This window comes from Paenibacillus sp. J31TS4 (assembly GCF_018403265.1).
In the GTDB taxonomy this organism is placed as follows: Bacteria; Bacillota; Bacilli; order Paenibacillales; family NBRC-103111; genus J31TS4.
The window spans coordinates 1045176-1061349 of record NZ_BOSI01000001.1; the positions used below are offsets into that span (position 1 = coordinate 1045176).

Here is a 16174-nt window from a genome sequence, read left to right on the forward strand (position 1 = left end):
CGCGTCCTCGCTCCATATTCGGGGGACGCACCCAGCTGCCGATCTACCCGGTCCATAACCGGGAACGTTCCCCTTTCGCGGCCTATCGCTTCTAAAAGCGGATCTCGTATCTTCCTGAACCCAAACGTCCCCCTTGATGCTTTGCCTCCGATTGTAGCGAACCCGGAGTGCGAAGACAACCAAGGGGGACGTTTCTTGTTGTAGATACTCCGCATTCCGGGAGTGGAATGCCGGGGCAGGAGCTTACAGCTCGAACACCATCCCGTCATAGGCAGTGACGATGCCGTGCTGTTCGAAGATGCTGACCAGCTCATCGTGCTGCAGCCCGCAGTTGTGCGAGAAGTGCGTCGCTACCGTCACGCTGTCCTCGTGGAACATCCCCTGCTCGAGGAACGCTTTCTTCATGTCGATGACCGCCTCGTTGTTCATATGATTGATCCGGCCGCCCACGAGTCCGCTCGTGCAATCGAGAATGGCGAGATCGATCCGTTTGCCGCGCAGCCAGGCCCACGTCTCTTCCGGCAGCCAGCCGGTATCGTGCCCGTAAAAGATCGTCTTGCCATCGCGCTCTATGTAGAACAACAAACAAGTCTCTCCTCTGTCGTGATCCGCCAGAAGCGGCGTGATGACGGCCGTCTCGGCCTCGACCGGGCGGAACGGCTGAATGAGCTTGTAAGAGAGGCGGTCGGCGGGAGGCGAGGCGACCACATTCTTGCACAGCCGGATGGCCAGGTCATGGCCGTACACATTCAGCGGATGTTCGGTGCCATGGGCAAAAACCGGCAGACGCATGAGCAGGTCTTCGGCGTACAAATGATCGGAATGCGTATGAGTCAGGAACAGATCGTGCACCTTGCTCAAATCCAGGCCATCCCGGTGCACATGGTACATTGTGTCCGGAGGGAAATCGATTTTGAGCACGTCGTCGATGAGCACGGAGCTGCGGGTGCGGTAGTTTCGCCCTCCGCGTTTTCTTGCTTCCTCACAGTTGCTGCAGGTGCAGAACAGGGCGGGAAACCCTTCGGCCGCCGCCGTTCCCAAAAAACGGATCTTCATAGCCATTCTCCTTTTTGTCTCGAATAGGCCTGTCCCCGACTGACGCGGGGACCGTGCCATAATGCCCCTTTGAGGCAGGGTGGTCCACTCCCGCGAACGAATGGGTCGGACAAATCCCGCTAACGCCATTGTATGCTTGTCTTGCCCCCTCTAACTCCCCCGTCGTTCCTGCTCGATCCGGGTCCAGTCGCTCTCCGCGAACTGCCCCATGTACCAGAGTGACACGCCCTTCAAGCCATAATACCTCGCCAGCCACAGCTTGCGCCCGATGCTGTCGGCATCCTCATAGAACAGCTCATGTGCGCCCTGGTCCATGTACGTGATGCGGCTCAGCAGATACGGGACGGACAGCGTTTGCAGAACACCCGGCTGCCGGAGACGCGCCTCCACCTTGTCGGTGGTAGGCGATGCGTACGCCATCTCACCGTCCCGCTCGATGAACTGGTCCGTCTGCTTACCGATGCCGAGAACGAGCTTGTCCGCCGGAACGCCCGCAGCGAGCGTGTCGCGGACCGCCTCTGCCGCGAGCGGAAACGGTGAGGACGGCAGCCGGTCCGGCTTGTGCAGGAATTGGTAGGCCATCAGCAGCACCGAATCGGCCGTCTCTCCAATCGCCTTCAGATCGTAGCCTTTGTAGTAGAATGCGGGCGGGACGGCGACCGTCAGCGTTCGTCCGTTCAAGATCCCTTTCACTTCCTTCAGGAAGGAGGTGAAGGCATCCCGCCGGTCTTCCGTATACAGATCCTCAAAATCGATGCACAAGCCGCTGAATCCGTAGCGCGGATCATTCAGCGCCGAGGCAAGCGATGTCACGAACGCCTGACGGGCTGCGGCGTCATCCAGGAACGCCTCAAGTCCATGAGACTTGTTCGCGAATACCGTCAGCTGCTTGCCGATACCGGATTGGCTGGCGGCCGCCGTTACCTGCTCCCAACCCTCCGGCACGTTGAATTTAAACGGATCGCCGGCGCTGCCGAGCGTTGCTTGCCCCGGTCCGTCGTATTGCAGATGCCACCAGCCGAGCGCGACCTGATCCAGCAGCGGAAGCTTCCCGATGCTGCCGAACGATTGAATCGCGTAAAAGCCGGTCACCTCAAGCGGGCGCCGGTCTGCCTCCTGCCTCAGCAGCCGGTGAATGAGCGCCGCCGCCTCCTGTCTGGTCAGCGGGCTGTCCGGATCGAGACCGCCCGTATTGCCCTCCAGCATCCCGCCGCGGACGGCGTAATACACCGCGGGAGCCAGCTCTTCATCCACGAGTCGATCGTCGGGAAAGCCGCTAAGCTTCCTTTGCTCCCGCCAGCCTCCGTCCTGCCATTCCTTCCGCTCGGCTTCCGGCAGGCGCTGCAGAAGCAAGCTGCCCATCGCATAGGCGGCCTCCTCCCGGCGGATTGCGGCCGTCGGCCGGAACTTCCCTTCGCCATCCACCAGCTCATCGGCCCAATGCCCGTTCAGAGCGGCCGCTATGTAGCCATATGACCAGCGGTCTGCCGCGACATCTGCCAGCCCGGTCGCGCCGCTTGCCGCCGGCTCTGTCTGCGCCGATGCGGCGAGCAGCTTGACGAATTCCTCCTTCGTCATCGGAACAACCGGTCCGAACGAGCCGTCCTCGTATCCGTCGAGCGCCTGGACGGCTGCCAGCGTGTAGATGGATTCCGCCGACCAGACGTCTCCGCTCACGTCCCGGAACGGGACTAACCGCGACTCATAGGCGTCCGCCGTAGCCGAGCCGGCGAGCAGCAGGCCGACCGCCGCCAGGAGCACGGTTTTTTTCCTAACCATATTTCTCACTCCTCCCACTCTCATCCTATATGGAGGCTGGGAAAAATGGAATAGGTTAGGAATCACTTTGTAAAAAAACCCAAATCAGTTCCTTGACAGCATTCTTTACCGAAGAGGGGAATAGCCCTATGACGGTTTTTAAGGAATGTGGCTTTCACATGTAAAAAATGATTGACACGATGTAACTTATACCATACATTATGTTTACAGACCTTTACATCCACAATTTTACAGTGCCCAAGAGAGCCCTTAGGCGAAGGAGGACTACCGTGTCTTATCAAGAAAAGAAGACCATCGTATCCCTGTTCAGTGCCATCCTGGTGTTCGGCATCTACTGCTGGTTTGTCTATTTACGGTACAGCGAGATGAGCTTGGAGGGAGGGGAGCTGCTCCGATTCTGGGGAGCCGTCATGCTCATCCTCGTCCCGGTTACGATGGTGGCGAGGATGATCCTGGAGATAATCTTCATAATCATCAACCGGCTTTCCACGAAGGAACTGCCGCCCCGCTTTGCTGACGAGCTCGACAAGATTATCGAATGGAAGGCAACGAGGATAGCCTTCTTCGTGTTCATCCTTGGGTTTCTGATCGCCATGGGTTCCTTGGTTCTACATGCGACCCTTACCTCCATGTTCGTCATTCTGCTCGCATCGGGCTTCGTTTCTGAAGTAGCCGGCATTCTATGGCGGCTCTATCTGTTCCGGAAAGGAGTATAAAATGGGCAAAGGTCACATCAGCAATAACGTCCGCAGCCTTCGGTTCAACCATAACGAGATGACACAGCAAGAACTCGCCGATCTGGTAGGTGTGACACGGCAAACCATTGTCGCGATTGAGAAAGGCAAATACTCGCCTTCGCTGGAGCTTGCTTTTCGAATAGCGCGCGTATTCGACCTTCAGATCGAGACGATCTTCACTTACGAAGAAGCTCGCGATTGACTGAGAAAGTCCCTAGGTTTCTATGCTTCAAAGCGCTTCCCACTATATCGATCGAGGAGTCGGGGTATGAAACCAAATCTCTGCGAGGAAGGGCAGTCCGGTGAATCGCCTGTCAGACCAGTCTCTCCTCCCAAATCTGCTTCAGGATTCCGTGTTGCCTTTGCGCTTCTCGCGCTTAGCGCCGTTCCCATCGCCGCCGGCGCCGTCCGGCTCGCCGAGCTGGCGGGCGGCGCGGAACTCACGCCGGCCAATGAACGATTCTTTGCTTCGCCTATGCCGGTGACGCTGCATATTCTTAGCTCCAGCGTCTATGCCCTTCTTGGCGCATTTCAGTTCGCATCCGGTTTCCGCAGGCGCAGCCCCGGCTGGCACCGGTCGATCGGATGGCTTCTGATCCCATCCGGATTGGTGTCCGGCCTCTCCGGTCTGTGGATGACCTTGTTTTATCACCATCCGGACAGTCCCTCCGCATGGCTATTCTTGTTCCGGCTTCTGTTCGGGTCGGCCATGGTCGCATCCATCGTTCTCGGCGTGGCCGCAATCCGGCGAGGCGATGTGGGCCGGCACCGTGCCTGGATGACGCGCGGCTATGCGATCGGGCTTGGCGCGGGCACGCAGGTGCTGACCCAGCTGGCCGGAGCGCTGCTTTTGGGCCAGCCGAGCAAATTTAGCGAAGCGCTGCTGATGGGTGCGGGGTGGTCGATCAATCTCATTGTGGCGGAATGGGCCATCCGAAGGCAGCGCGGCGCATCCGGGTAATGGAAGGACCCTCCTAGCCCGCCGCAGGAAACAGCGATGGAAACAATGCAAGGAGTAGAGAAGAGTTCAGTGAACGGAGGAGCGAAGGGATGAAAGCGATCGTATACGAGCAGTACGGACCGCCGAGTGTGCTTAAACTTCAGGAGGTAGCCAAACCGATCCCGAAAAGCGGAGAGATTCTAATACAAGTCTATGCGGCAACCGCCGCAGCGGGAGATTGGCGGCTGCGCAAGGCGGATCCTTTTCTGGCGCGGCTGTTCAACGGGTTGTGGAGGCCGAAGCGCATCAAGATTCTCGGATTCGAGCTGGCCGGCGTGGTCGAATCGACAGGCAGCGGCGTCACTCGCTTCAAGCCGGGGGATGCCGTCTATGCCGCCTGCGGGAACGGCTTCGGTGCGTATGCCGAGTACAAATGCTTGCCGGAAACCGGTGCGGTCGCTTGCAAGCCGGCGAATCTGTCGTTTGAAGAGGCGGCAGCCGTACCGGTAGGCGCCTACACCGCCCTGCAGTTTCTGCGCAAAGGGAAGATCAAGCCCGGCGCCCGCGTTCTTGTCTATGGCGCTTCCGGCAGCGTCGGAACGTATGCGGTCCAGCTTGCCAAACATCTCGGCGCACAAGTGACGGGAGTATGCAGCACGGCGAACGTAGACTTGGTAAGATCGCTCGGTGCGGGCCAAGTAATCGATTATACGAAGGAGCGGGTTTTGGACGGGAATGCGGTCTACGATCTGATCTTCGATACGGTCGGGAAGAGCCCCTTTCAGGAATGCATCAAGCAGTTGGCACCGTCCGGCTGCTACCTGAGGGCGTTCCATGTGAACCCTTGGCTGATCGCCCGCGGAGGCTGGGTCAACCTGACGAGCGGCAAGAGGGTGATCGGCGGCACCATGAAGGAATCGGCAGAAGACTTAACCTACCTCAAGGAATTGATTGAGCAAGGGGTGCTGCGGCCGGTCATCGACCGCCGCTATCCGCTGGAGCAGGCTGCGGAAGCCCACCGCTATGTAGAACAGGGCCACAAGAAAGGCAACGTAGTGTTGACCGTTCACCGGCATTGAACCCCTGCCCCATTGAGTCGACAGCCAAACAAAAAAGGAGCAGCCAGCGGTCAAGCCGCGCTGCTCCTTTATTCTATCCTGCCGCCGTCCGGCGGCACCGTTCGCTTTCATGCCCTATTCCGGCAGCCCCGCTATTCCTCGTCGTCCTTCTCCTCGAACCGGGACCAGATCAGGAAACAGACGCCGACCACCAGCAGCACGAGGCCCCACACGAAGTTAATGTTCCAGGTGACGAAGGAAGGCGGGTTCACCACCAGTCCGTACACGGCGAGAATGACGCCGTAGATCACGAACAGGAGGCCGATCAGAAACCGCAGATCCGTCATTCGTTTGCTCATCGTTTATGCCCCCTTACCAGAACAGGATGTTTAAGACGACCAGGATGACAAGGACAATGATCGCCAGGATGCCCGGACGCTTGTACCAGCGTGTATTCGGGTAATGCGGCCGCTCTGTCAAGCCGTAGACCAGGCCTTTGAGCTCCTCGTCCTTTTTCGGCTTGGTGAAGGAGCTGACGACGATAGTGACGACGACGGTGATGACCCATGCCCACCAGGCGCGCCAGAAGTTGCCCGCCGCTTCGCTGAAGAAGGTCCCCTCCGGCAGGAAGAAATACATGGCGAAGGCGGACAGCACACCGAGTACGAGTCCCCAGAAGCCGCCCCACGGCGTCGCCCGCTTCCAGAAGATCCCGAGCAGGAAGGTGCCGAACAGCGGAGCGTTGAACATGGAGAACAGCGTCTGCATGTAGTCCATAATGCTGCTGAAACTTTGGGCGATATAGGCTGTCCCGATACTGATCAGGATGCCGACGAAGATCGCCCAGCGCCCCATGGAGATGTAATGCTTCTCGCTGGCGTCCTTCTTGATGTACGCCTGGTAGATGTCATACGTCCAGACGGTCGTGAACGCGGTCACGTTGCCCGCCATCCCGCTCATGAAGCTGGCCAGCATGGCCGTGAGGCCGAGACCGAGCAGACCGGGCGGGTAATACCGCTCCATCAGCAGCGGAAGCGCCAAGTTGTACGTCGGGCCTCCAGGCTTGCCGAGATCCGGAATGAGGACCGCGGCAATCAGCCCCGGGACGATGACGAGGACCGGGACAATCATCTTGAAGAACGACGCCAGCACCGGCGTATTCTGAGCCGCACGCAGGTTGCGGGCGGCCAGTGTCCGCTGAACGACGAGAAAGTCGGTCGTCCAGTAGCCGAAGCCGAGCGCGAAACCGAGGCCGAGCGTGACACCGAGCCAGCCGATGCCCATCTCGTTGTCCCCGTTCGCCCCGGTGTTCGCCCAGACGTGCCCGAAGCTCTCGGGCAATCTCTGCAGCATGCCTTCCCAGCCCCCGAGCTCGCTCAGGCCGAGAAACGGAATGAGCATGAGACCGATCCAGATAAGGAAGAACTGCAGCACCTCGTTGTAAATTGAGGAGGTGAGCCCTCCCAGTCCGACATAGACCATGACGACGACCGCCGAGATGAGAATGCTCGTCGTCAGCGACCATCCGACCATGACCTGGAAAATAAGCGCCATCGCGTAAAGGCTGATCCCCGAGGTCAGAACGGTCATCAGCGCAAAAGAGACCGCGTTGACGGCCCGGGAGGCTTCGTTAAAGCGAAGCTTCAAATATTCCGGAACCGAACGGATCTTGGTCGCGTAATAGAACGGCATCATGTAGATGCCGAGGAACAGCATGGCGGGAATCGCTCCGATCCAGTAATAGTGGGTCGTCAGCAGGCCGTACTGGGCTCCGCTGGCCGCCATCCCCAGCACCTCGAGCGCGCCGAGGTTCGCGGATAGGAACGCAAGCGCTGTGATCCATGCCGGAATGGAACGCCCGGACAGGAAAAAGTCTTCGCCTGTCTTCATCTGGTTTTTCACCATAAACCCGATCCCGATCACGAAGACAAAATAGATTACGATAATGACGTAATCGATCAGGCTTGTTTTCAGCAATGTCTGGTCCAAGCGGAAGACTCCTCTCGTATGTAATGAAGCCCCGTTCGACGTTGGCGCCGGAAAACCGGCTTGGCGGGGGATACATTAGGGTATACCCTAACGGGCATGCTTTCAAACCGGAAATTATTGGAACCCCTGACGGCCGTTCGAGCTTTATGGACAAGATACCGCTTCCGCCGGACGTGAGAGCGATCCCCTCTTGGCGGCTGATAGCGACCGTTCCTCCCCCGGCCGTTGCGAGGCCGACGGACCGCATGCTACCATTAGCATGGGGATGAATTCGGGCTGTGCTCGTCAGGCACGATCGGAGCAAAGAACGGAACTAGCCGGCGCGTGAATGCCGACAATAGAGCGGGAGGCAATCGGAATGGGCAGAAAAAGAGGCAGGTTCGCGCCGACCCCGTCCGGGCAGCTGCATCTCGGCAACGCGAGGACGGCGCTTGTCGCTTGGCTGCAGATGCGGCAGGCCGGCGGGGAGTTCGTCCTGCGGATGGAAGATATCGACAAGCCGCGCTCTCGCCCGGAGTGGGCGGAGCAGATCTTGAACGACCTGCGGTGGCTCGGGCTCGATTGGGACGAGGGCCCCGATGTCGGTGGGCCTTATGCGCCGTATACGCAGAGCGAGCGCGAGGCGCTGTACGAGGGGGCGCTGGCGCGGCTCGAACAGGAGGGCCGGCTCTACCCTTGTTATTGCAGCCGGGCCGAGCTTGCGGCTGTTGCGAGCGCTCCCCACGGGCTCGCCTCGGAAGGCCCCGCATATCCCGGCACTTGCCGCAGCTTGACCCTCGAGGAGCGGCAAGAGCGGGCAGCGCACAAGCACCCCTCGCTTCGCTTCGCGCTGTCCGACCGGCCCGCCTCCTTCAACGACCTGGTGGCGGGCCCGCAGCGGGCGGAGCCCGGAGCCGGCGGCGATTTCGTCGTGAAACGGGCCGACGGGATCATCGGCTATCAGCTGGCCGTCGTCGTGGACGATGCGGCCATGGGCATCACCGATGTCTTGCGGGGCGCCGACCTGCTCGACTCCACGCCGCGCCAGCTCGCGCTCTACGAAGCGCTAGGTCTGACACCTCCTCGCTTTGCGCACATCCCGCTTCTGTACGGCCCGGACGGCGGCCGCCTCGCCAAGCGGTCGCAGGCGGTGACGCTTGCCGGCATCCGGGCCGCCGGGACGCCGCCCGAGCAGGTCGTCGGCACGCTTGCCTGGCTGAGCGGCCTCGCCGATACGCCGGAGCCGGCCCGCGCGGCGGAGCTCGTCCCGCACTTCGACCTCGCGCGGCTGCCGCGCGGGCAGGTCGCGGTGGACGAGCCGCTGCTGCGGCTCCTCGCCGGAGGCTGAGCGGCGGCGGCGCCTTGCCCCGCGGCGCTCGCGTGCATGGAAGCGCACGCGGAGAAAGCGCATGCGGAGGAAGCGCACGCGGCGAAACGCCTGCGATGAACGCACGAAGAAGGGACCCGCTCGGGAAGCGGGTCCCTTCTTCGTGCGCTGACATCGCGGGGGCGGTGCCGCTAGCGCCTCGCCTGCAGCAGGCGGCGGACGTCGGCGTAGCTCCGCACGAGCGGCGGGCCGGCTAGCGATGGCTCGGCAGCAGCATACTTGAGCGCGTGTGCCGTGTTGAACACGACGACGCGATCGGTCGGCTCCAGCCAGCCGTCGCTGCGCAGCCGAAGCAGGCCGGCCCACGCCGCGGCCCCTTCCGGCGACGACGAGAGGCCTTCGCGCCCCGTCTCGGCCGCCGCAGACTCGATCTCGCCGCACGATACCGCCACCGCTGTCCCGTCGGTCCGCCGGATAATCTCCGCTATCAGATCGCCGTCAGGCGGCTGCGGCACGCGCAGGCCCGTCGGCGCCGACTCCACCGGTCCGGCAGGCGGACGGACACGCTCACCGGCGGCAACCGCGTCGACAATCGGCTGGCAGCCGGCCTCCTGCACGCTGACGAACCGGGGGAGAGGCCCCTCCGCCAGCCCCATCTCCCTCAGCTCGCGGAACGCCTTCCACAGGCCGATAATCCCCGACCCGCCGCCCGTCGGGTAGACGATGACGTCGGGGAGCCGCCAGCCCAATTGCTCGGCGAGCTCGAGCCCCATCGTCTTTTTTCCCTCCACTCGGCCAGGCTCGCGCAGGGTCCCGACGTGAAACCAGCCCTGCTCGTCCCGGCCTTCCTCGATCAAGGCGCTTGCGTTATGAATGAGACCGTCCACTATATAGGTTTGCGCTCCATACCGCATGCTCTCCTCCACGATGAGACGCGGACAGTCCCTTGGCACGAACACATAGGCGTCCAGGCCGCCTCTTGCCGCGTAGGCGGCAAAAGCCGAGGCCGCGTTACCGTTGGACGGTACCGCCGCCCGGTGGATGCCCCTCTCCTTCAGCAGCGAGACTGCTGCCGAGAAGCCCCGGGCTTTGAAGCTGCCGGTCGGATTCTGCTCCTCCCGCTTCACGTAGATCTCTCGCAGAGCCAACCTCTTCTCCGCTCTAGGCAGCCGCAACAGCGGGGTCCCTCCTTCGCCAAGTGTAACGATCGCCTCCGTCAGCCGGACAGGAAGCAGTTCCAGATACCGCCACATCGACGTTGTGCGTCCTGTGAGCTCCTCCTTCGTCATGGTCCGGCCCGCCAGCTCGAGGTCGTATGCCACCAGAAGCGTGCCTCCGCAGCGGCATTTGCCTCTCAGGGCAAAGGGCTGACGGCGCTCGCAGCGGCTGCAGACCAGCCAGCATTTGCTCATCGTCTTCGCTCCCTCCGAATGAACTCCTTCTCCCACCATACACGTCCCGGCGAAAAACGGAACGGCATCCGCCCATCGAAAGAAGAACGAAGGGGAACCCGCAAGGGCTCCCGTCATACAATGGTGGCAAAACCGGCTGCGCCGGAAGGAAGGGAGTGCTGCCACCGTGCAGCGACTGATGTGCAAAGGCAAAATCCACCGGGCGACGGTTACCGAGGCCGATCTCGACTATGTCGGAAGCATCACGATTGACGCCCTGCTGATGAAGCATGCGGGCATTCTGCCCTACGAGATGGTCCAAATCACCAGCCTGCGCAATGCGACGCGCTGGAAGACATATGCTCTCCCCGCGCCGGAAGGTTCGGGCAAAATCGGGCTGAACGGCCCCCCCGCCCATCTGTTCCAGCCCGGCGATCTGGTCATTATCTTGAGCCTCGGCCTGATGAACGAGGAGGAGGTCGAGCGGCTCAAGCCTCAAGTCGTCTTCGTGGACGAAACCAACCGGATTACGGCAGTGGAGGAGCATGATCTCGTCGTGCTGCGGCAGGAGCTGGCGCGGGCGGAGAAAGCAAGGGCAGACGAAAGCGGGCATTGAGAACGCCCCGCTCCCGGGCCTCAGAGAGAGCCGGGTGCCGATCCAACAGTGACTCTCTTCCGTATGCGTCCCCATGCCGGGCGGTCGACGCTTTCCTCTCCCCACCCTTTAACGATTCACCCCGCAGCTTAGCGGGTCTGCCCTGCCGGTTGCGGCGAGGCCCCCGCTCTCTGCGCCGCGTAGCTCTGCATGGCGATCGCCGGATACCGGTCATACCGCCGGCTCTGCATCAGGACCAATCCTCTGATTCCTTAATTTTACAAGAAAAGCGGATAAGCGGGAATTTCTTTATCCTTCTCCCGCCTCCCGTTTATCCGTAAAATAAGAAAAACCCGCCGGAACCCGGCGGGTTGTCAATAAAGAAGCAAACACGTACTAAAAGGATTACAGCTCGCGGACCGCATTCCACATCCGGCGGACCGCTTTTTTCTTGTCCTCCGGAGCGTCGGCGATCTGCTTGATCCAGTTCTCCAGCTTGGGTTCCTCCTCGGGGCTAGCCTCCACGGCGGCTTCCGTCTTCTCCTGCGCACCGCCTAGAAGCTCGTCGGCGGATACCTCCAATGCGCGGGACAGCCGGAGCAGCAGCTCGAGATCAATCCTCTTCTTGCCGTTCTCCAGTGCACGATAGACGCGCTTTTCCAAGCCGAGCTCATCACTCATCGTCTGCTGCGTATGCTTGCCCGCCTTGCGAAACTTCCGCACGCGCTCGGCAACCGCCGCCTCCATCTCGGTGAGCTCTTCCTCTATGACGGCTTCATCCTGTGCGTCCTTGTCGGTGTCCTGGTAAGGAGTCGGATCGAACCCGAGTACATCGGCAAGCGGCCCGATAAACTTTGTACGGATTTTTGTGCTTTTGCCTGTTTCCCATGCGTACACAGCTCCGGCCGAAGCGGATATTTTGTCGGCCAGCTCTTTTCTGGACATGTGCAGTTCTTTACGCTTCGTCTTAATTACCTCAGCTAGCGGCTGTCCCAAAAGTATCAACTCCACACAACAATGTATTATGTATTCGCTCAACCTTATTGTATGTAAATTCAGCACGAAAAGTAAAGCGGAAACTAAATCTAATGATTGGCTTATCCTTGCTGTCGTATACATTTTAGCAGTCATTCTGATAAATTGCCGGGGAAGCGCCCGACCGACAGGCGGCCGGCCCAGCCGGCGCCTCCGTCAGAGAACGCCAGCGGGCCGGCCGCCGGGGGAAGTCTATGTAACGAGAAGCCAGGAACCGTCAATTCGTGAAGATGTGAGCCCCAATCACAGCCATAGTCGGCCGCTTCTTGCTCCATTCCGCCGTCGCGATCACCGGGTTATAGTAGAACAACGCTCCCTTGGTCGGATCGCTGCCGTTCAGCGCCGCTCTCGCCGCCTTGTAGGAAGTCTCGTCCGGCTTCAGCCAATATTGCCCGTCGTCGACGGCGGAGAATTGGCCGGGCTGGAAGATTACCTCGGAGATTGAGTCGGGAAACAGATTCGACTGAACGCGATTCAGGACAATCGCGCCGACGGCCACTTGGCCGGTGAACGTTTCGCCGCGCGCCTCGGAATAGATGATCCGGGCGAGCTGCTCCAGTGCTCCCTGCTTAGGGGAGGCCGCTTTTTTTAACTTCGCGATGGTGGCGTCATCTGCTTTGCCGGTCGCCGACAGACCGTACGCTCGCTGGAACCGCTTCACCGAATCGGCGGTTTGCGTACCGTAATAGCCGGTCAGGCCAACCTTGAAATAGCCAAGAGTGCTCAGCCTTTCCTGCAGATCGAGCACATGCTCGCTCTTGCTTCCTTTGTCGAGTGACAGTGCGGAGGCGGACGGAGCCGTCCAGGCAACAGCCGCTGCGAGAACCGCTGCAGATACAACAGTCGGTAATGGTTTCATGTTCCAGATTCCCTCCTCTTTGTTCTTGACCGCGCCGATGCGCGAGCAGACGTAGCAATCTTGCTGGTAACGGTCATGCTCCTCCTCCGGACGCTGCAAGAGGCTGCCGGAGGAGGTACAGGGGAGTGACGGACGGTTCTGGAACCGGGCCGTCCTTCATAAAGTTCGAAACGGCCGGCCGCTATATTACCGTCGGAATCAAAAAAAATACGGACACGCCAAAAAGAGCCGGTCTCCCGGCTCTCTTCTCTCCGCTTATCGCTAGTTCTCATCCCGCTCCAGCCGGTTCTCCTCCACCGGGCTGCCGGTGCCGTCCTCGGCCTCCCCTCTTCTCTCCCCAGTCCGCAGCTCGGATTCCACAGCGCCGGCCCTTCTCAAGTAGTCCTCATACCGGTCGTCCACTTCTTTAGCCATCTGGCGGTAGCGTTTGGTCTCCTCCACGATCGGATCCACCTGCGCCGTCAGCCGGATTTCGTAATGGGACGGGAGCCGCTTCACGGCTTCTTTGCCCGGCTCCTTCGGGTCTGCCCCCTCCTGCTCAAGCGCATCGGAGAGCAGCCGCTCCAGCTTGTCCTTCTCTTCCATCGTGTTTGCCTCCTTTTGCCTATATGCTCTACTCTTACTATACCCAGATCCCGCCTGCCGAGAAAACGGAACGCCCAAAGGAACGCCAGGGGAGAGGGCGGATGCCCATCTTCCCCGCTCGTGCATATGCTGGAGGGAGAATGCAAGCGAAGCGACTTCGCGAAAGGAGATCTCCGAATGGAACCTATACTCCGCTCGGCTCTGCTGGCCCTGTCCCGCAGCCGCACGGCATGCCGCGCCGCAAGACGCTACGGCATGAAGCTCGGCGCCAGCCGGTTCGTCGCCGGGGAGAGCATCGAGAAGGCGATGGCGGCGGTTCGTGCTCTGAATGCCGATGGGATCAGCGCCACGCTCGATCATCTCGGCGAATCCGTCACGACGGAAGAGGAGGCGCGCGAAGCGGCCGCGTGCTGCCTGCAGACGCTGGAGGCGATCCGGGAGACGGGCGTCGACTCCCATCTCTCCGTCAAGCTTACGCAGCTAGGACTCGATCTCTCCCCCGGCCTGTGCGAGGAGAACATGCGTCGGATTGTCGGGCTCGCCCGCAGCCATCGCAATTTCGTCCGCATCGACATGGAAGATTACGCGCACAACGAAGCGACCCTCGATTTGTTCGAGAAGCTGCACCGCGAATTCGGCTCATCGGTTGGACTCGTCCTCCAGTCGTATCTGTACAAGAGCGAGAAGGATCTCGTCCGGCTTGGCCGGTACGGGCCCAATGTACGGATCGTCAAGGGAGCGTACAAGGAATCTCCGCGCGTCGCCTTTCCCCGCAAAGCGGACGTCGACCGCAGCTATATTCGCATGGTGGAAAGCCATATGCGGCGAGGTCATTACACGGCGGTCGCTACCCATGACGACGCGATCATCCGCCATGTGAAGCGGTTCGCCCGGTCGAACGGGATTCCCCGAGACCGCTTCGAATTCCAGATGCTTTTCGGTATCCGGACGCAGGAACAGCTGGCCCTCGCCAAACAGGGCTATAAGGTGCGCGTCTATGTGCCGTTCGGCGTCGACTGGTACGGCTATTTCATGCGGCGCCTGGCCGAGCGGCCTGCGAACGTCGCCTTTGTGTTGAAGTCGCTGTTCAAATAATAGGCGCTAGCCTTCGACGCGGTATTTCCTCTCCAGCTCCGACATCTCGGCGGGGTTCGCTAGGCGAAGAGGCCGGTCGGCGTGCACGCGAAGCGGCTCCGCTCGCTCCGGTCGCTGGCCGAGACGTTTGACACGCTCCACAACGGCTTCATCCACTGGTATGTCCTCCAGCTCATCGTCGGTGAAAGCCAGCGGAATCTCTTGGGTCAACCGGCAGCGGTTCCCCCGTTCGTCCTTGTATTGAACGGCAGCTTCGAGGAAGGTCTGCCCTGCTGTCGCCTGACCGTCGGTAAGCAGCTCGAATAGGAGATCATGCGGGCCGGCCCCCTCCGGGAGTACGATGGCATCCTCGTCCGTTTCCGGATACCCGCATAAATTCCCGCTCCGCACGATCCCGGGGGGCAGCGCCAGCATAAGCCGGACTGTCCGCCACGTCTCTTCGGGGACGACCCGGACCCATAAGTGATTGCACCCTTCCTCACGTTCTATGACCGGCTTCGTCAGACGCGGCAGATCATCATCGGTTGTTCTCCTCCCTAAGCATGCTGGATACGGTCTCGATCATGCGGGCCCGCAGCTCCCTGGAGACGCTCGGCCCGACAGACAGCAGGACATCCTCCCCGATCCGGTGAACCTCATTGCCGATCCACGGACGCGACTGAACGAGTGGGAGACTGCTTCCGATCCGGGCAATCTCCTCGATCGGCTTCCCCTGCAGCTGCTCCTGAATAGCAGCGAGCGGTTCCCCGCTCTTCGCGAGTGACAGCACGGCGCGAAAATAGTGGAGATGCTCGTCGGTGTAGACACGCCTGCTTCCGACTGTTGTAAGCGGCGGGACAAGTCCGATTTGGGTATAATAGCGGACGGTCCGCAATTGAAGGGACGGATCGTCTTTTTGCAGTCTCTCCGTCAGTTCTTTGGCCGTATAGGTTTGCATGCGCCCTCTCCTTTCTTTGTGGATCGGCATCGCGCGTGAGATGTCCCGATGCCGACTGTTACAGTATGCTGTATTGTTTACAGTATACTGTAACGATATGCGCAAGTAAATCAATTTCCCGAGTGCAGAGAAGAAAAACCTTAAATGAGGCTCTCTTTCGTTTTGAAAGAGAGCCTCGCTGTTTAAGCAAGAGGAAGGCACACTAAACCATTTACTACCAAATGGGGGGCGCCATGCGAAAAACGAAGATGATCCTCATCTCCCTACTGGGATGCGCAGCACTAATCGCCATCGTTCTGCTGCTGGTTCAACTGTCGGACATCAAGGCGGAGGGACTTAAAGCTTCTCTGTACAACAATTCGCGAGTCAATAACAAGCTGGCTTACTTGAAAGACACGATACGCAGACTGGATAGGGCCAATCAATGGGACGATTTAACCCAATTGAGCGCCGATGTCCTTGCAACCCAGACGGCAATGTTCGATTCCGCCAATCTGGCGGCGGCTTTGCCGCACTCTGTGGACTCAGATATCCGGAGTAAGCTTAACGAAGTCGCACAGCTATTTGAGAAACGATACCTGGTGCCTTTGAACGGAAAGAAAGCCATAACAGATTCGGATATAGAAACCTACCGACGCCTGGCTTCGATCCTAGAAACCTTGAGTTTTCCACAGGGCAACCTCACACAGAAGGAATATCGAGCCGGGTTGGATCGGCTGCTGAATGCGTTGCGTAACGAAGCCGGAACATGACGCCAAGAACATTCTGGATGAGCAGTATATCGCCAGGGTCAAAGGGACCGATATCGAATG

The 16174-nt window shown here is 60.1% G+C and carries 18 protein-coding genes; 8 read left to right on the top strand and 10 right to left on the bottom strand.

What is annotated here, in order from left to right; translation table 11 throughout:
• Nucleotides 1-243: 243 nt before the first annotated feature.
• Both KJS47_RS04805 and KJS47_RS04810 read right to left on the bottom strand, forming a co-directional pair.
• Nucleotides 244-1056, bottom strand: a complete 813-nt coding sequence (locus KJS47_RS04805) for an MBL fold metallo-hydrolase (protein WP_213523257.1) — start codon at nucleotides 1054-1056, stop codon at nucleotides 244-246.
• A 150-nt stretch (nucleotides 1057-1206) separates the two neighbouring features.
• Nucleotides 1207-2835: a glycosyl hydrolase family 18 protein gene (locus KJS47_RS04810; RefSeq protein ID WP_213523259.1), complete on the bottom strand. Its 1629-nt coding sequence runs from the start codon at nucleotides 2833-2835 to the stop codon at nucleotides 1207-1209.
• A 269-nt stretch (nucleotides 2836-3104) separates the two neighbouring features.
• On the opposite strand from KJS47_RS04810, the gene KJS47_RS04815 reads away from it, so the two are divergent.
• The 4 genes from KJS47_RS04815 to KJS47_RS04830 all read left to right on the top strand — a co-directional run bounded on the left by KJS47_RS04815 (nucleotide 3105) and on the right by KJS47_RS04830 (nucleotide 5591).
• On the top strand, nucleotides 3105-3551 hold the full coding sequence (locus tag KJS47_RS04815; protein WP_213523261.1) for a hypothetical protein: 447 nt from the start codon (nucleotides 3105-3107) through the stop codon (nucleotides 3549-3551).
• Between the two features lies 1 nt (nucleotide 3552).
• On the top strand, nucleotides 3553-3774 hold the full coding sequence (locus tag KJS47_RS04820) for a helix-turn-helix transcriptional regulator (RefSeq protein ID WP_213523263.1): 222 nt from the start codon (nucleotides 3553-3555) through the stop codon (nucleotides 3772-3774).
• Nucleotides 3775-3840: 66 nt separating this feature from the next.
• Nucleotides 3841-4533, top strand: a complete 693-nt coding sequence (locus tag KJS47_RS04825) for a DUF2306 domain-containing protein (RefSeq protein ID WP_213523265.1) — start codon at nucleotides 3841-3843, stop codon at nucleotides 4531-4533.
• A gap of 89 nt (nucleotides 4534-4622) precedes the next feature.
• A complete protein-coding gene (locus KJS47_RS04830) occupies nucleotides 4623-5591 on the top strand; it encodes an NAD(P)-dependent alcohol dehydrogenase (protein ID WP_213523267.1) in 969 nt (322 codons plus the stop codon).
• 131 nt (nucleotides 5592-5722) lie between these two features.
• On the opposite strand, the gene KJS47_RS04835 is transcribed toward KJS47_RS04830, so the two are convergent.
• Both KJS47_RS04835 and KJS47_RS04840 read right to left on the bottom strand, forming a co-directional pair.
• Nucleotides 5723-5929, bottom strand: coding sequence for a hypothetical protein (locus tag KJS47_RS04835; RefSeq protein ID WP_213523269.1), 207 nt, complete (start codon nucleotides 5927-5929; stop codon nucleotides 5723-5725).
• Between the two features lie 13 nt (nucleotides 5930-5942).
• A complete protein-coding gene (locus KJS47_RS04840) occupies nucleotides 5943-7559 on the bottom strand; it encodes a sodium:solute symporter family protein (protein ID WP_249716113.1) in 1617 nt (538 codons plus the stop codon).
• Nucleotides 7560-7917: 358 nt separating this feature from the next.
• On the opposite strand from KJS47_RS04840, the gene gluQRS reads away from it, so the two are divergent.
• Nucleotides 7918-8886 carry a tRNA glutamyl-Q(34) synthetase GluQRS gene (gluQRS, locus tag KJS47_RS04845; protein ID WP_213523271.1) on the top strand — a complete coding sequence of 323 codons (969 nt, stop codon included), beginning with the start codon at nucleotides 7918-7920 and terminating at the stop codon, nucleotides 8884-8886.
• 170 nt (nucleotides 8887-9056) lie between these two features.
• Here gluQRS and KJS47_RS04850 read toward each other — a convergent pair whose 3' ends face one another.
• Nucleotides 9057-10277: a threonine synthase gene (locus KJS47_RS04850; protein WP_213523273.1), complete on the bottom strand. Its 1221-nt coding sequence runs from the start codon at nucleotides 10275-10277 to the stop codon at nucleotides 9057-9059.
• Nucleotides 10278-10443: 166 nt separating this feature from the next.
• Between KJS47_RS04850 and panD the strand changes: the two genes are divergently transcribed.
• Nucleotides 10444-10872: an aspartate 1-decarboxylase gene (gene panD / locus KJS47_RS04855; RefSeq protein ID WP_213523275.1), complete on the top strand. Its 429-nt coding sequence runs from the start codon at nucleotides 10444-10446 to the stop codon at nucleotides 10870-10872.
• Nucleotides 10873-11256: 384 nt separating this feature from the next.
• On the opposite strand, the gene KJS47_RS04860 is transcribed toward panD, so the two are convergent.
• From KJS47_RS04860 to KJS47_RS04870, 3 genes are all read right to left on the bottom strand, one after another.
• Nucleotides 11257-11982, bottom strand: coding sequence for a helix-turn-helix transcriptional regulator (locus KJS47_RS04860; protein WP_306433005.1), 726 nt, complete (start codon nucleotides 11980-11982; stop codon nucleotides 11257-11259).
• Between the two features lie 121 nt (nucleotides 11983-12103).
• Nucleotides 12104-12745, bottom strand: coding sequence for a cell wall hydrolase (locus tag KJS47_RS04865; RefSeq protein ID WP_213523279.1), 642 nt, complete (start codon nucleotides 12743-12745; stop codon nucleotides 12104-12106).
• 261 nt (nucleotides 12746-13006) lie between these two features.
• Entirely contained in the window at nucleotides 13007-13330 is a 324-nt protein-coding gene (locus KJS47_RS04870) for a hypothetical protein (RefSeq protein ID WP_213523282.1), read from the bottom strand.
• A 177-nt stretch (nucleotides 13331-13507) separates the two neighbouring features.
• Here KJS47_RS04870 and KJS47_RS04875 point away from each other — a divergent pair, with 177 nt between their 5' ends.
• The gene (locus tag KJS47_RS04875; RefSeq protein WP_213523284.1) at nucleotides 13508-14425 is read left to right on the top strand and encodes a proline dehydrogenase family protein; all 918 of its coding nucleotides are present in this window, start codon (nucleotides 13508-13510) and stop codon (nucleotides 14423-14425) included.
• Nucleotides 14426-14431: 6 nt separating this feature from the next.
• On the opposite strand, the gene KJS47_RS04880 is transcribed toward KJS47_RS04875, so the two are convergent.
• Both KJS47_RS04880 and KJS47_RS04885 read right to left on the bottom strand, forming a co-directional pair.
• On the bottom strand, nucleotides 14432-14839 hold the full coding sequence (locus tag KJS47_RS04880) for a hypothetical protein (RefSeq protein WP_213523286.1): 408 nt from the start codon (nucleotides 14837-14839) through the stop codon (nucleotides 14432-14434).
• A 103-nt stretch (nucleotides 14840-14942) separates the two neighbouring features.
• Nucleotides 14943-15362 (bottom strand): MerR family transcriptional regulator, encoded by a 420-nt coding sequence (locus KJS47_RS04885; protein WP_213523288.1) that lies wholly within the window; start codon nucleotides 15360-15362, stop codon nucleotides 14943-14945.
• Nucleotides 15363-15595: 233 nt separating this feature from the next.
• On the opposite strand from KJS47_RS04885, the gene KJS47_RS04890 reads away from it, so the two are divergent.
• Nucleotides 15596-16114 carry a hypothetical protein gene (locus KJS47_RS04890; protein ID WP_213523290.1) on the top strand — a complete coding sequence of 173 codons (519 nt, stop codon included), beginning with the start codon at nucleotides 15596-15598 and terminating at the stop codon, nucleotides 16112-16114.
• The last annotated feature ends 60 nt before the right edge of the window (nucleotides 16115-16174 follow it).

Coding starts and splice junctions, on each gene's coding strand:
- KJS47_RS04805 (WP_213523257.1), bottom strand. CDS start 1,056: ATGAAGATCCGTTTTTTGGGAACGGCGGCGGCCGAAGGGTTTCCCGCC.
- KJS47_RS04810 (WP_213523259.1), bottom strand. CDS start 2,835: ATGGTTAGGAAAAAAACCGTGCTCCTGGCGGCGGTCGGCCTGCTGCTC.
- KJS47_RS04820 (WP_213523263.1), top strand. CDS start 3,553: ATGGGCAAAGGTCACATCAGCAATAACGTCCGCAGCCTTCGGTTCAAC.
- KJS47_RS04825 (WP_213523265.1), top strand. CDS start 3,841: ATGAAACCAAATCTCTGCGAGGAAGGGCAGTCCGGTGAATCGCCTGTC.
- KJS47_RS04830 (WP_213523267.1), top strand. CDS start 4,623: ATGAAAGCGATCGTATACGAGCAGTACGGACCGCCGAGTGTGCTTAAA.
- KJS47_RS04835 (WP_213523269.1), bottom strand. CDS start 5,929: ATGAGCAAACGAATGACGGATCTGCGGTTTCTGATCGGCCTCCTGTTC.
- gluQRS (WP_213523271.1), top strand. CDS start 7,918: ATGGGCAGAAAAAGAGGCAGGTTCGCGCCGACCCCGTCCGGGCAGCTG.
- KJS47_RS04850 (WP_213523273.1), bottom strand. CDS start 10,277: ATGAGCAAATGCTGGCTGGTCTGCAGCCGCTGCGAGCGCCGTCAGCCC.
- KJS47_RS04860 (WP_306433005.1), bottom strand. CDS start 11,982: ATGACTGCTAAAATGTATACGACAGCAAGGATAAGCCAATCATTAGAT.
- KJS47_RS04865 (WP_213523279.1), bottom strand. CDS start 12,745: ATGAAACCATTACCGACTGTTGTATCTGCAGCGGTTCTCGCAGCGGCT.
- KJS47_RS04870 (WP_213523282.1), bottom strand. CDS start 13,330: ATGGAAGAGAAGGACAAGCTGGAGCGGCTGCTCTCCGATGCGCTTGAG.
- KJS47_RS04875 (WP_213523284.1), top strand. CDS start 13,508: ATGGAACCTATACTCCGCTCGGCTCTGCTGGCCCTGTCCCGCAGCCGC.
- KJS47_RS04880 (WP_213523286.1), bottom strand. CDS start 14,839: ATGCTGGCGCTGCCCCCCGGGATCGTGCGGAGCGGGAATTTATGCGGG.
- KJS47_RS04885 (WP_213523288.1), bottom strand. CDS start 15,362: ATGCAAACCTATACGGCCAAAGAACTGACGGAGAGACTGCAAAAAGAC.
- KJS47_RS04890 (WP_213523290.1), top strand. CDS start 15,596: ATGCGAAAAACGAAGATGATCCTCATCTCCCTACTGGGATGCGCAGCA.